The sequence below is a fragment of the Solibacillus daqui genome (genome assembly GCF_028747805.1).
In the GTDB taxonomy this organism is placed as follows: Bacteria; Bacillota; Bacilli; order Bacillales_A; family Planococcaceae; genus Solibacillus; species Solibacillus daqui.
Genome location: NZ_CP114887.1, coordinates 1 through 15,244, shown reverse-complemented (window position 1 = coordinate 15,244; position 15,244 = coordinate 1). Strand labels below are relative to the sequence as shown.

Here is a 15,244-nt window from a genome sequence, read left to right as displayed (position 1 = left end):
ATTCATAAACATGTGGTTAAGTCCTCGACCGATTAGTATTCGTCAGCTACATGTGTCGCCACACTTCCACCTCGAACCTATCTACCTGATCGTCTTTCAGGGGTCTTACTTACTTGCGTAATGGGAAATCTCATCTTGAGGGGGCTTCATGCTTAGATGCTTTCAGCACTTATCCCGTCCACACATAGCTACCCAGCGATGCCTTTGGCAAGACAACTGGTACACCAGCGGTGTGTCCATCCCGGTCCTCTCGTACTAAGGACAGCTCCTCTCAAATTTCCTACGCCCACGACGGATAGGGACCGAACTGTCTCACGACGTTCTGAACCCAGCTCGCGTACCGCTTTAATGGGCGAACAGCCCAACCCTTGGGACCGACTACAGCCCCAGGATGCGATGAGCCGACATCGAGGTGCCAAACCTCCCCGTCGATGTGGACTCTTGGGGGAGATAAGCCTGTTATCCCCGGGGTAGCTTTTATCCGTTGAGCGATGGCCCTTCCATGCGGAACCACCGGATCACTAAGCCCGTCTTTCGACCCTGCTCGACTTGTAGGTCTCGCAGTCAAGCTCCCTTATGCCTTTACACTCTACGAATGATTTCCAACCATTCTGAGGGAACCTTTGGGCGCCTCCGTTACCTTTTAGGAGGCGACCGCCCCAGTCAAACTGTCCGCCTGACACTGTCTCCTACCCCGCTAAGGGGCATGGGTTAGAAGTTCAATACAACCAGGGTAGTATCCCACCGACGCCTCCTTCGAAGCTGGCGCTCCGAGATCTCTGGCTCCTACCTATCCTGTACAAGTTGTACCAAAATTCAATATCAAGCTACAGTAAAGCTCCACGGGGTCTTTCCGTCCTGTCGCGGGTAACCTGCATCTTCACAGGTACTATAATTTCACCGAGTCTCTCGTTGAGACAGTGCCCAGATCGTTACGCCTTTCGTGCGGGTCGGAACTTACCCGACAAGGAATTTCGCTACCTTAGGACCGTTATAGTTACGGCCGCCGTTTACTGGGGCTTCAATTCGCAGCTTCGCTTGCGCTAACCACTCCTCTTAACCTTCCAGCACCGGGCAGGCGTCAGCCCCTATACGTCACCTTACGGTTTTGCAGAGACCTGTGTTTTTGCTAAACAGTCGCCTGGGCCTATTCACTGCGGCTCTCTCGGGCTATACACCCTACCAGAGCACCCCTTCTCCCGAAGTTACGGGGTCATTTTGCCGAGTTCCTTAACGAGAGTTCTCTCGCACACCTTAGGATTCTCTCCTCGACTACCTGTGTCGGTTTGCGGTACGGGTACCTCCCACCTCGATAGAGGCTTTTCTTGGCAGTGTGAGATCAGGAACTTCCTCCATACGGAGTCGTCATCACAGCTCAATGTTAAAGTACGCGGATTTACCTACGCACACACCTTACTGCTTGAACAGAGACAACCAACGCTCTGCTTACCCTACCCTACTGCGTCCCCCCATTTCTCAAACGGTGGGGAGGTAGTACAGGAATATCAACCTGTTATCCATCGCCTACGCCTATCGGCCTCGGCTTAGGTCCCGACTAACCCTGAGCGGACGAGCCTTCCTCAGGAAACCTTAGTCATACGGTGCATGGGATTCTCACCCATGTTTCGCTACTCATACCGGCATTCTCACTTCTAAGCGCTCCACCAGTCCTTCCGGTCTGACTTCAACGCCCTTAGAACGCTCTCCTACCACGCATACCAACGGTATGCATCCACAGCTTCGGTGAATCGTTTAGCCCCGATACATTTTCGGCGCAGCGTCACTCGACCAGTGAGCTATTACGCACTCTTTAAATGATGGCTGCTTCTAAGCCAACATCCTGGTTGTCTAAGCAACGCCACATCCTTTTCCACTTAACGATTACTTTGGGACCTTAGCTGGTGGTCTGGGCTGTTTCCCTTTTGACTACGGATCTTATCACTCGCAGTCTGACTCCCGTGTATAAATATCCGGCATTCGGAGTTTGTCTGAATTCGGTAAAGCGAGATGCCCCCTAGTCCAAACAGTGCTCTACCTCCGGTATTCTCAATCACGAGGCTAGCCCTAAAGCTATTTCGGAGAGAACCAGCTATCTCCAAGTTCGATTGGAATTTCTCCGCTACCCACACCTCATCCCCGCACTTTTCAACGTGCGTGGGTTCGGACCTCCAGTAAGTGTTACCTCACCTTCATCCTGGACATGGGTAGATCACCTGGTTTCGGGTCTACGACCACGTACTAATTCGCCCTATTCAGACTCGCTTTCGCTGCGGCTCCGTCTTATCAACTTAACCTCGCACGTAATCGTAACTCGCCGGTTCATTCTACAAAAGGCACGCTATCACCCATTAACGGGCTCTAACTACTTGTAGGCACACGGTTTCAGGATCTATTTCACTCCCCTTCCGGGGTGCTTTTCACCTTTCCCTCACGGTACTGGTTCACTATCGGTCACTAGGTAGTATTTAGCCTTGGGAGATGGTCCTCCCGGATTCCGACGGAATTTCACGTGTTCCGCCGTACTCAGGATCCACTCTGGAGGGACTGAACTTTTGACTACAGGGCTTTTACCTTGTTTCGCGGACCTTTCCAAGTCGCTTCGTCTAATCCAATCTTTTGTAACTCCGTATAGAGTGTCCTACAACCCCAAAGAGCAAGCTCTTTGGTTTGGGCTCTTCCCGTTTCGCTCGCCGCTACTCAGGGAATCGAATTTTCTTTCTGTTCCTGCAGGTACTTAGATGTTTCAGTTCCCTGCGTCTGTCCTCATCACGCTATGTATTCACGTGTAGATACTATCCGATTAAAGATAGTGGGTTCCCCCATTCGGAAATCCCCGGATCAAAGCTTACTTACAGCTCCCCGAGGCATATCGGTGTTAGTGCCGTCCTTCATCGACTCCTAGTGCCAAGGCATCCACCGTGCGCCCTTATTAACTTAACCAAAAGTTAAACTTACTTAAAAAGTAAGATTTTAAGGATATTGCACGATCAATTTCTTGATCTATGTTTGTTTATTACTTATCAATGTCGTTTTATCCAGTTTTCAAAGAACAAGACAGCGAACTTCCATCACATCGTGACTAAGCTTCACTGAATTTGCTTCATGCAATCTTGCGACAAAAGCGCTAGCGGCAGGAGCAAATATTTTTTGAAGTATTCCATTCAATTAAGAATGAACCTTCAAAACTGAACAGCAACCGTTAATGTTTCATTCCCTAGGAATGAATTCCGAAAATATCCTTAGAAAGGAGGTGATCCAGCCGCACCTTCCGATACGGCTACCTTGTTACGACTTCACCCCAATCATCTATCCCACCTTCGGCGGCTGGCTCCATAAAGGTTACCTCACCGACTTCGGGTGTTACAAACTCTCGTGGTGTGACGGGCGGTGTGTACAAGGCCCGGGAACGTATTCACCGCGGCATGCTGATCCGCGATTACTAGCGATTCCGGCTTCATGTAGGCGAGTTGCAGCCTACAATCCGAACTGAGAACGGTTTTATCGGATTAGCTCCCCCTCGCGGGTTGGCAACCGTTTGTACCGTCCATTGTAGCACGTGTGTAGCCCAGGTCATAAGGGGCATGATGATTTGACGTCATCCCCACCTTCCTCCGGTTTATCACCGGCAGTCTCCTTAGAGTGCCCAACTAAATGATGGCAACTAAGAACAAGGGTTGCGCTCGTTGCGGGACTTAACCCAACATCTCACGACACGAGCTGACGACAACCATGCACCACCTGTCACCGTTGTCCCCGAAGGGAAAACTGTATCTCTACAGTGGTCAATGGGATGTCAAGACCTGGTAAGGTTCTTCGCGTTGCTTCGAATTAAACCACATGCTCCACCGCTTGTGCGGGCCCCCGTCAATTCCTTTGAGTTTCAGTCTTGCGACCGTACTCCCCAGGCGGAGTGCTTAATGCGTTAGCTGCAGCACTGAGGGGCGGAAACCCCCAACACTTAGCACTCATCGTTTACGGCGTGGACTACCAGGGTATCTAATCCTGTTTGCTCCCCACGCTTTCGCGCCTCAGTGTCAGTTACAGACCAGATAGTCGCCTTCGCCACTGGTGTTCCTCCAAATCTCTACGCATTTCACCGCTACACTTGGAATTCCACTATCCTCTTCTGCACTCAAGTTCCCCAGTTTCCAATGACCCTCCCCGGTTGAGCCGGGGGCTTTCACATCAGACTTAAGGAACCACCTGCGCGCGCTTTACGCCCAATAATTCCGGACAACGCTTGCCACCTACGTATTACCGCGGCTGCTGGCACGTAGTTAGCCGTGGCTTTCTAACAAGGTACCGTCAAGGTAGCGCCAGTTACTACGCTACTTGTTCTTCCCTTGCAACAGAGTTTTACGAACCGAAATCCTTCTTCACTCACGCGGCGTTGCTCCATCAGACTTTCGTCCATTGTGGAAGATTCCCTACTGCTGCCTCCCGTAGGAGTCTGGGCCGTGTCTCAGTCCCAGTGTGGCCGATCACCCTCTCAGGTCGGCTACGCATCGTCGCCTTGGTGAGCCGTTACCTCACCAACTAGCTAATGCGCCGCGGGTCCATCCTATAGTGATAGCCGAAACCATCTTTCAACTTCCAACCATGTGGTTCAAAGTATTATCCGGTATTAGCTCCGGTTTCCCGAAGTTATCCCAGTCTATAGGGTAGGTTACCCACGTGTTACTCACCCGTCCGCCGCTAACGTCATTGGAGCAAGCTCCAAATCCATTCGCTCGACTTGCATGTATTAGGCACGCCGCCAGCGTTCGTCCTGAGCCAGGATCAAACTCTCCATAAAAGTAGTTTGAAAGCTCATTTGCTTTGCTAGCGATTCTAACAATTAAGTTAGAAATCTTTTTTTGCTTCATTTAAGAAGCTATATTCATTAACGTTGCTTGTTCAGTTTTCAAGGTTCATGTTGTTGTCGTTTGTGACAACTTTTATATCTTATCACTTTAAAATTCCGAAGTCAATACTTTATTTTAAAAAGTTTTCATTCTCGATTTGAAATGACAGTCACTAAATTATAGCATCCTTTAATTCGAAATTCAAATTCATTTATTTGCATTTGATTTAACTCAATTCTCTTAAGGACATTTAATATATTAACAAATGTATCAAATATCGTCAATACATTTTTATAAAAAAAGTTCAAATAAATAAATGACCTTTAATTGATAACTAATCAACTAAAAATCATTTCAATTATAAACTAATTATTTTTTGTAATAACCCGAGATATATAAAAGCTTCGTTTTGTTGAAAGGTCAATAATTTCACCTGATCTTATTAATTTAACAAGCGGACGAGTAGGAGAATATTTATTAATGAACATAACTTCACCTAATTCGAAATTGGATATTTCAATTTTCGTACCAATCGGTAAATCAACAACAATATCCATTAAAGCTTGTACAACTTTTATATCAAACTTACCGAACTCTTCTTCTTTAATCATTTCGATTACTTTGAATGGTGATTGTTTTGTACGATATAAACGTTCACTTGTCATAGCATGGAATACATCAGCGACTGCTATAATTTGAGCGAAATTCGAAATGGACCCGATGCGTTCCCCTTTAGGATAACCGCTGCCATCTAATCGCTCATGGTGTTGATAGATTGCCTCTTTCATCACTTCTTTAATAGCAGGTACATTTTTTACAAGCATATAACTGTGGTAAGGATGCTTTTTTACTTCATCAAATTCTTCTTTTAATAATGCACTTTTTTTATCACGAATACGAGGTGAAATGCGCGCCATTCCACTATCTGCTAACATTCCTGCAATTGCTAATTGTATTGTAATACCACGCTCGAAGCCTAATTTCTTAGCCATAATAGAAGCGATTAAACCTGTTGCAATACAATGATGATACAAGTAATCTTTCGGGTTGGAGTAGCTGTTTAAATCAAATATATAGGAGCGATCCTCTAAGATTATTTCGATTAACGGGATGATCATACCACGAACTTTCGTAATATCAATCTTGCCTCCAGCCTCCCAATTTATAAATTCCTTTTTCAATTGAACAATTGCATCATTATAATGCTTTTCAAATGAAGTGTATTTTGGTAATGGAACTGATTTTGCTTGAATTTCTAGGTTGTCTTCTATTAGGTTTTCTATACTTGCATCGTTATAAACTGAAACTGTATTTAAATTAAATAATTCAAATACACGTAAATGCTCTGGCTTAATTTTTGTATCCTTATAAATAATTGGATATTGTGTATTGGCAAAAATGTCTTCTGCGATGACTTTACCTAAACGTAATTCTTCGACCTTCATATCTATTGCTTCCAACTTCACAACCCCTTGCGTAAATGAATTAATATAATTGTATCGAAAATTTCAATTGATGGGAAGAAAATCACCCTAATGACTACATATTTCAATAAATATAGTTATTTAAACCTAATACGAATGTCTTTTATACTATTATAACGAATACACTCTAAAATACAAATATAAAAAAGTAGCCTAGGTAGTTAATTCAACCTAGGCTACTTTTGAAAAATTATTACTCTATTTATTCAGTTTCTTCTATTTCTTCATCTTCTGTATCTTCGTCTTTTTTCACACGTGCAACTGTTGCTACTGACTCATCTTCTGAAAGACGGATTAAACGAACACCTTGTGTGCTACGACCGATTATAGAAATATCGTTTACATCCATACGAATTAACATACCATTAATCGTAATTAACATAATATCCTCTGTGCCATCTACAGCCTTCATAGCGCACATCTTACCGTTCTTATCAGTAATTTGCATTGTTTTTAGACCTAGACCACCACGACTTTGCAAGCGGTACTCTGCTTCAGGTGTACGTTTACCGTAACCTTTTTCTGTTACAACTAAAATTTCCTGACCTGGTTCGATAATTTCCATCCCAACAACATGGTCACCTTCGCGTAATTTAATTCCGCGAACACCAGCAGCCGAACGTCCCATTGAACGAATATCATCCTCTTTGAAACGAACAAGCATCCCTTCACCAGTACCAATAATAATTTCCTTCGTGCCATCTGTTAAATGTACAGAAATTAGATCATCATCTTCACGTAAAGTAATGGCAATTAACCCATTTGTACGGATATTGGCGAATTGATCAACAGGAGTACGCTTTGTTACACCCGTTTTCGTTGTGAAAATGAAGTAAGCATCTTCTTTAAATTCAGAAACGCGGATCATCGCTGTTACTTTTTCGCCCTTATCAATATTTAATAAGTTAACGATTGGTAACCCTTTTGCTTGGCGTCCAAACTCCGGAATTTCATACCCCTTCGCACGGAACACTTTCCCTTTTGAAGTAAAGAATAGTATTGTATCATGCGTTGATGTGAATAATAAATGTTCTACGAAGTCATCTTCATTCGTACCCATACCTTGTACACCGCGCCCTCCACGTTTTTGTGAGCGGTATGTGTTCGCTGCTAAACGCTTAATGTACCCATTATGCGTTAATGTTAACACTGAGTTTTCACGAGGGATTAAATCTTCGTCTTCGATCATTTCTAAGCCACCAGCAGTAATTTCTGTCCGACGTGCGTCATTAAAGCGATCTTTAATTTCTGTCATTTCTGTACGAATGATTTCTACTACTTTAGCTTCATCAGCTAAAATTGCTTTTAACTCGGCAATTAACACTAGCAATTCATTGTATTCATTTTCAATTTTTTCACGCTCTAAACCACTTAAACGTACAAGACGCATATCTAAAATCGCTTGTGCTTGGCGTTCCGATAAATTGAAGCGCTCCATTAATTGCGGCTTTGCTTCTTCTCCGCTACGAGAGCTACGGATAATTGAAATAATTTCATCGATATGATCAAGTGCAATACGTAAGCCTTCTAAAATATGTGCGCGATCTTCTGCTTTTCGAAGCTCGAATGCAGTACGTCGTTTAATAACTACTTTTTGGTGTTCTAAGTAATGATATAGCACTTCTTTTAAGCCTAATACTTTCGGTTGACCATCTACTAATGCAAGCATGTTCACACCGAAGCTAGATTGCATAGTTGTTTGCTTATATAAATTATTTAACACAACATTGGCATTGGCATCACGACGAACTTCAATAACGATACGCATCCCATTACGGTCTGATTCATCTTGAAGTTTTGTAATCCCATCAATTTTTTTGTCGCGTACTAATTCGGCAATTTTTTCGATTAATTTTGCTTTGTTTACTTGGTATGGTAATTCGTGAACTAAAATCGTTTCTTTCCCATTAGAAGCTTGCTCAATTTCTACTTTTGCACGAATTGTTAATGAACCGCGCCCTGTTTCATAGGCACGACGGATTCCTGAGCGCCCTAAAATTAACCCCCCTGTTGGGAAGTCTGGTCCTGGAATAATTTCCATTAGCTCCTCAGTTGTAATACTTGGGTTATCTGCTAATGCTAATACACCATCGATTGTTTCACCAAGCTGATGTGGTGGAATATTCGTGGCCATACCAACGGCAATTCCTGATGCTCCATTCACTAAAAGGTTCGGATAACGTGCTGGTAACACTTTTGGCTCGTTTTCACTACCATCATAGTTTGGTTCGAAATCAATTGTATCTTTGTTAATATCTCGCAACATTTCCATTGCAATTTTTGACATACGCGATTCTGTATAACGCATCGCAGCCGCTCCATCGCCATCGACAGAACCAAAGTTACCGTGTCCATCGACAAGCATATAGCGGTAACTGAAATTTTGCGCCATACGTACCATCGCTTCATAAATTGAAGAGTCACCGTGAGGGTGGTATTTACCCATTACGTCCCCGACGATACGCGCACTCTTTTTATATGGTTTATCCGAAGTGTTTCCTAGTTCCTGCATCCCGTATAAAATACGACGGTGTACAGGCTTAAGCCCGTCACGTACATCTGGTAATGCACGTGAAACAATAACACTCATCGCATAACTTAAAAAGGATGTTTTGATTTCGGATGTAATATTTCTAGATTCAATATGTCCATGTTGAATGTCAGACAAAATAAGGACCCCCTTCCAATTTAAACATCCAAGTCTTGCACGTAAACTGCATTTTCCTCGATAAAGTCACGACGTGGTCCTACTTCATCACCCATTAAGTGGTCAAATATTTTATCGGCTTCAATGGCATCATCTAATTCTACTCGAATTAATGTACGGTGCTCCGGATCCATTGTTGTATCCCATAATTGCTCTGCATTCATTTCTCCTAACCCTTTGTAACGCTGTACATTTGGCTTTGGTAATTTAGGCAGGCGTTCTAAAATTTCATCTAATTCTGCATCAGAATAGCAGTATTCCGCATGTTTCCCCTGTTTCACTTGGTAAAGCGGTGGCTTAGCTGCATATACATATCCTGCCTCGATTAATGGACGCATGAAGCGGAAGAAAAATGTTAATAATAATACACGAATATGTGCACCATCGACATCGGCATCGGTCATGATGATGATTTTGTGATAACGGGCTTTTTCTAAGTTAAAGTCTTCACCGATACCTGTACCGAATGCTGTAATCATCGCACGGATTTCAGCATTTGATAAAATACGATCTAAACGTGCTTTTTCAACATTTAATATTTTCCCGCGTAGTGGCAAGATCGCTTGGAAGTGACGGTCACGCCCAGATTTTGCAGAACCACCGGCAGAATCACCCTCTACGATGTAAATTTCTGACTCAGCAGGGTTTGTTGATGAACAGTCTGCTAATTTACCAGGTAAATTGGATACTTCTAGCGCTGATTTACGACGTGTAAATTCACGCGCTTTTTTCGCAGCAACACGCGCACGCGCTGCCATTGTTCCTTTTTCAACTATTTGACGTGCCACACTTGGGTTTTCTAATAAGAAACGCTCAAAGCCATCTGAAAATAATGAGTTCGTAATCTGGCTAACTTCTGAGTTACCAAGTTTTGTTTTTGTTTGACCTTCGAATTGTGGGTCTGGGTGTTTCACCGACACAATTGCGATTAATCCTTCACGCACGTCTTCTCCAGTAAGGTTGGTATCCGCTTCTTTAATTATATTCGCTTTACGTGCGTAGTCATTAATGACACGTGTTAATGCAGTTTTAAAGCCTGATTCGTGAGTACCGCCCTCATAGGTATTGATGTTGTTAGCAAATGACATAATTGTTGAATTGAAGCCTGCATTGTATTGCATTGCGATTTCAACTGAAATACCGTCTTTTTCGCCAAATACATCGATTGGTGCATGAATCGGTTCTTTGTTTTCGTTAATGTGTTCAACGTATTCACGAATACCACCTTCGAAGTGGAATGCTTCTACACGCTCTTGACCTTCACGCTCATCAGCAATCGAAATACGAATGCCACGATTTAAGTATGCTAATTCACGAATACGTGTTGCTAATATGTCATATTCGTACACTTGTGTTTCTTTAAAGATTTCAGCATCGGCTTTAAAACGTGTTGTCGTACCTGTACGATCTGTTTCACCGATTACTGTTAGTTTTTGCTTTGTGTGACCGCGTTCGAATTTAATTTCGTGTACGTTTCCATCACGGTGTACTTGAACGATTGTCTCGATAGATAATGCGTTTACTACAGAAGCACCTACACCGTGAAGACCACCTGAAACTTTATAGCCCCCACCGCCAAATTTACCACCAGCGTGTAATACGGTCATAATTACTTCAACAGCAGGCATACCCATTTTTTCTTGCGTATCTACAGGGATTCCACGGCCATTATCTTCTACACGAATCCAATTATCTTGTTCAATTGTTACTTTAATGTCTGTACAAAAACCAGCTAATGCTTCATCAATACTATTATCAACGATTTCCCATACTAAATGGTGCAATCCTTTTGAGCTTGTAGAACCGATATACATACCTGGACGTTTACGAACAGCTTCTAAACCTTCCAGTACTTGTATTTGTTCGGCATCATAAGATTGCTGGACTTTACTATCTTCTAAAGTCACTATAGTTCACCTACTCTTTCATAACGATTAGTATGCTTCTTTTTTGATTATTTTCATGCATTAAAAATGCGCTATTATTGTTCAATTGTACCTTGTCTTACACGGAAAAGTTTCGCATGTTGAATTGTATCATGATGAATGCCCTCAACGCTTGTAGTCGTAACAAATGTCTGTACTTCACCTTGAATCGTATTCAATAAATGCGATTGACGATAATCATCCAACTCTGACAATACGTCGTCTAATAATAATATCGGTGTTTCTTTTGTTTCCTGTTTGATGAGCTCTATTTCTGCTAATTTTAATGACAGTGCTGTTGTGCGCTGCTGGCCTTGCGAACCATACACTTGCACATCATAGTCATTAACAAAAAATTGCAAATCATCACGATGTGGCCCAATTAATGTTACGCCGCGATCGATTTCACGTTGCTTGATTTCATTGAGCTTTTGTTTTAAATAATCACTCATTTGTTCTGCGCTCCAGCTTGCATCCATTCCTGATACAGGACGATATGTAATAACAAGCTTTTCTAAACCGCGTGAAATTCCATGGTGAATCGGCTCTGCCCAAGCTTGCAGTAACTCCATAAACTGAAATCGTTTTCGGATAATTTGTACAGCCGCCCCAATATATTGCTCCGTATAAATATCAAACATCACGTCGTTAGCGAGTGATGCTTTTCCTTGATTACTTTTTAATAAATGATTACGTTGCTTTAATATTTTTTGAAATGTTAGTAAGTCATGTAAGTAAACTGGCGAAATTTGCCCGATTTCCATATCGATAAATCGCCGACGAATTTGCGGGCTTCCCTTGACGATATTTAAATCTTCAGGTGCAAACATGACAACGTTCATCTGGCCAATGTAATTACTTAACTTCGTTTGCTCGAGATGATTGATCTTGCCCTTTTTGCCTTTTTTGGAAACCGTTAATTCAATCGGAACACTACCGTAACGCTTATTGATTACACCTTCTATTTTACCATAATCCGCATCCCAACGTATCAATTCTTTATCGTTCGCGGTGCGGTGAGATTTAGCCATCGCTAAAACATAAATCGATTCCATAACATTTGTTTTTCCTTGAGCGTTTTCCCCAATAAAAACATTAATTTTGTCTGAAAAATCTAATGCGAGCGATTCATAATTACGGTAATTTGTTAGCTGCAAGCGCTCGATATTCATGAATTACATTTCTCCATTTGCAATAAATGCATCAACAATTTTAAATCGACCAACACCTGGAATATTAACGACATCACCATGACGTAATTTTTTTCCTCGGCGATCTTCTACTTCACCATTAACAAACACTTCATGTTCACTTAAAAACCACTTTGCCATACCACCAGAACTAATGGCATCTGTCATTTTTAAAGCTTGACCAAGCGTAATAAATTCTGTATCAATTACTAAATCATTCAACGTAATCCTACCTCCACTAAAATAAAGTCTTATCATTCTATCATACCTAAAAATTGTCCATAAGTAAAAAAGGGAGTGTCCGAGAAATAATTCTGGGACACTCCCTTTGATTCGAGGATGGTGGAAATCTACTCTCCCCACTGCAGAAGCGCGCACTATGCGAAAGTTTTTTTACACAGTTCTTAACTTATTTTTGTACAAAATTAGTACGTACGTACAGGTAAAATTAATTGTAAAATTGAATCGTCTAGAGCAGAGCGTAAGATGAATGGGCGCATAGCACCAGTAAATTCAATGACAACATCTTGACTATCAATAGCTTTTAAAGCTTCCATCATGTATTTCGCACTGAAGGAAATTTTAAGTGTTTCACCTTCAAGATTCTCTACTTGAATTTGTTCTTCCACTTTACCAATTTCAGGTGAATTTGATGAAACTTCAATTGTTTGATTTTCTAATGTTTCAAAACGAACAACGTTATTGCGATCTTCACGTGCTAAAAGAGAAGCACGGTCGATGGCTTGTAATAATGATTTACCGTTGATTGTAATCATTGTTTTGAATTCATCAGGAATTAAACGAGACGTATCAGGATAATTACCTTCTAGCAATCGCGAGAAGAATAACACATCGTCCGTTTTAAATAGTACTTGCTGGTTCGTTAATACAATTTGAACTGGGTTGTTTGTATCTTCTAAAATTTTGTTTAGTTCATTTAAACTTTTCCCTGGAATAACTACTGAAGTAATATCAGTTGGTAAATTTTCAAGATTTACTTTTCGACGAGCTAAACGGTGACTATCCGTTGCAACGCATATTAATTCATTATCTTCTACTTTCCAGTTTACACCTGTCAACACTGGACGACTTTCTGAAGTAGCTACTGCAAAAACCGTTTCACGGATAATTGATTTTAAAAGATCTGTAGGAATTGCAAATTGTTTATCTGCTGCTACTTCTGGCAGCTGTGGATATTCTGTTGAGTCTAAGCCAATTAAATTAAATTCAGATTTACCAGAGCGAATAATCGTAGCAAAACCATTTGTAATTTCAATTTCTACTTCGTTTGTTGGAAGTTTACGAATAATTTCGTTGAACATACGTGCTTGTAAAACGATTGAGCCTGTTTGTGTAATGTTAATGATTTGTTGACCATCTTCTTCTGCATGAATAAATGTTTGAATGGTAATGTCTGCGTCACTACCAGTTAAGCTTATCCCTTCGTTCGTTACATCAATTTTGATCCCCGTTAAAATTGGAATTGTAGTTTTTGAACTTACTGCTTTCATAACATCGTTTAAACCGTCTAATAAACGATCACGTAAAATATCAAATTTCATTGTTTTACCTCTCTTATATAATTAATTATTTATTAAAAGATATATATAGATATAGTAATAGGGGCTGTGGATTTGTGGATAACTATAGTTCGGAGCTTTAAAACACGATTATTCACATGTTAATAAGTTGTGAGTAATCGTGTGAAAAACTAAGAACCTTATACACAGCATTATTTACCTAACATACTACGGATTTGTTTAATATCCTGCTGTAATTGTTGATCTGTTTTAAGTAATGAAGAAATTTTTTCATGTGCATGAATAACCGTTGTATGATCGCGACCACCGAATTCTTCACCGATTTTAGGTAAAGAGAAGTCAGTTAGCTCGCGCGATAAGTACATAGCCACTTGGCGTGGAAATGCAATAGACTTTGTCCGGCGCTTTGCGGAAAAATCTTCTAAACGAATATTGAAGTGTTCGCCGGTTGCTGTTTGAATATCTAAAATTGAAATCATACGCGGTTTTGAGTTTGGCATAATATCTTTTAATGCTTCTGCAGCAAGCTCTGGTGATACATCTCTATTTACTAAAGACGAATAAGCTACTACACGAATCAATGCGCCCTCTAATTCACGAATGTTTGTATCAACTTGATTTGCGATATATAGCATTACTTCATTTGGAATATCTAGACCGTCAGCTTTCGCTTTTTTGCGTAAAATTGCAATACGCGTTTCCAAATCAGGTGGTGCAATATCTGTAATTAAACCCCATTCAAAGCGTGAACGTAAACGATCCTCTAATGTTGGGATTTCTTTAGGTGGACGGTCACTTGAAATGACAATTTGTTTTGATTCTTCATGTAATGTATTAAAGGTATGGAAAAATTCCTCTTGCGTCGATTCCTTCCCAGCTAAAAATTGAATGTCATCAATTAATAAAACATCGACGTTGCGGTACTTGTTACGGAAGTCGATTGCTTTATTGTCACGAATTGAGTTAATGAACTCATTTGTAAATTTTTCAGATGATAGATACACGACATTAGCATTAGGATTATGTTCTTTTACATAGTGACCAATTGCGTGCATTAAGTGTGTTTTCCCTAATCCAACTCCCCCATAGATGAAGAAGGGATTATATGCTTTTGCAGGTGCCTCTGCTACAGCCAAGCTGGCAGCGTGTGCAAAGCGGTTTCCTGAACCAATAACGAATGTGTCAAATGTATATTTTGGGTTAAGCATGCCCGGTGAATTATCTGCATGTTCATTTGGTTTTACTTGCGTAATTGGTGGTGGTAGTTCAAAATCATCTGCGATTTGATCCTTCTGAACGACAAATTTAATGACCAAATCTTCCCCAGTTAACTCGTTTAAAATTCCTGTAATCATATGAATATAGTATTGCTCAAGCCAATCACGGGCAAAAGAGTTAGGTGCTGAAATCGTTACATTTGTGCCGTTATGCGCCAATAATTTCGTCGATTTTAGCCACGTATCGAAGCTCGGTTTTGAAATTTTTTGTTCAGCTTGGGAAAGTACTGCGTTCCATAGAGTTTCTAAATGTTCCAAGCTCGTTCTTCCTTTCAT

Annotated in this window: 7 protein-coding genes and 2 rRNA genes; all 9 read right to left on the bottom strand. The window is 41.3% G+C overall.

What is annotated here, in order from left to right; all coding sequences use genetic code 11:
- Positions 1-12: 12 nt before the first annotated feature.
- Positions 13-2,940, bottom strand: a 23S ribosomal RNA gene (locus O7776_RS00045).
- A 303-nt stretch (positions 2,941-3,243) separates the two neighbouring features.
- A 16S ribosomal RNA gene (locus O7776_RS00040) occupies positions 3,244-4,795 on the bottom strand.
- Together the 16S and 23S rRNA genes form the textbook arrangement of a ribosomal RNA operon.
- A 414-nt stretch (positions 4,796-5,209) precedes the next feature.
- Positions 5,210-6,304, bottom strand: a complete 1,095-nt coding sequence (locus O7776_RS00035) for an HD-GYP domain-containing protein (RefSeq protein ID WP_274308674.1) — start codon at positions 6,302-6,304, stop codon at positions 5,210-5,212.
- A gap of 226 nt (positions 6,305-6,530) precedes the next feature.
- Positions 6,531-8,996 (bottom strand): DNA gyrase subunit A, encoded by a 2,466-nt coding sequence (gene gyrA / locus O7776_RS00030; RefSeq protein ID WP_274308673.1) that lies wholly within the window; start codon positions 8,994-8,996, stop codon positions 6,531-6,533.
- Positions 8,997-9,016: 20 nt separating this feature from the next.
- On the bottom strand, positions 9,017-10,942 hold the full coding sequence (gene gyrB, locus O7776_RS00025; RefSeq protein WP_274308672.1) for a DNA topoisomerase (ATP-hydrolyzing) subunit B: 1,926 nt from the start codon (positions 10,940-10,942) through the stop codon (positions 9,017-9,019).
- A gap of 74 nt (positions 10,943-11,016) precedes the next feature.
- The gene (gene recF, locus O7776_RS00020) at positions 11,017-12,132 is read right to left on the bottom strand and encodes a DNA replication/repair protein RecF (protein ID WP_274308671.1); all 1,116 of its coding nucleotides are present in this window, start codon (positions 12,130-12,132) and stop codon (positions 11,017-11,019) included.
- A gap of 3 nt (positions 12,133-12,135) precedes the next feature.
- Positions 12,136-12,372, bottom strand: a complete 237-nt coding sequence (gene yaaA, locus O7776_RS00015) for a S4 domain-containing protein YaaA (protein WP_274308670.1) — start codon at positions 12,370-12,372, stop codon at positions 12,136-12,138.
- Between the two features lie 203 nt (positions 12,373-12,575).
- Complete coding sequence (gene dnaN, locus O7776_RS00010; RefSeq protein ID WP_274308669.1) at positions 12,576-13,712, bottom strand: DNA polymerase III subunit beta; 1,137 nt, start codon at positions 13,710-13,712, stop codon at positions 12,576-12,578.
- Positions 13,713-13,882: 170 nt separating this feature from the next.
- Complete coding sequence (gene dnaA, locus O7776_RS00005; protein ID WP_274308667.1) at positions 13,883-15,226, bottom strand: chromosomal replication initiator protein DnaA; 1,344 nt, start codon at positions 15,224-15,226, stop codon at positions 13,883-13,885.
- Positions 15,227-15,244: the final 18 nt, after the last annotated feature.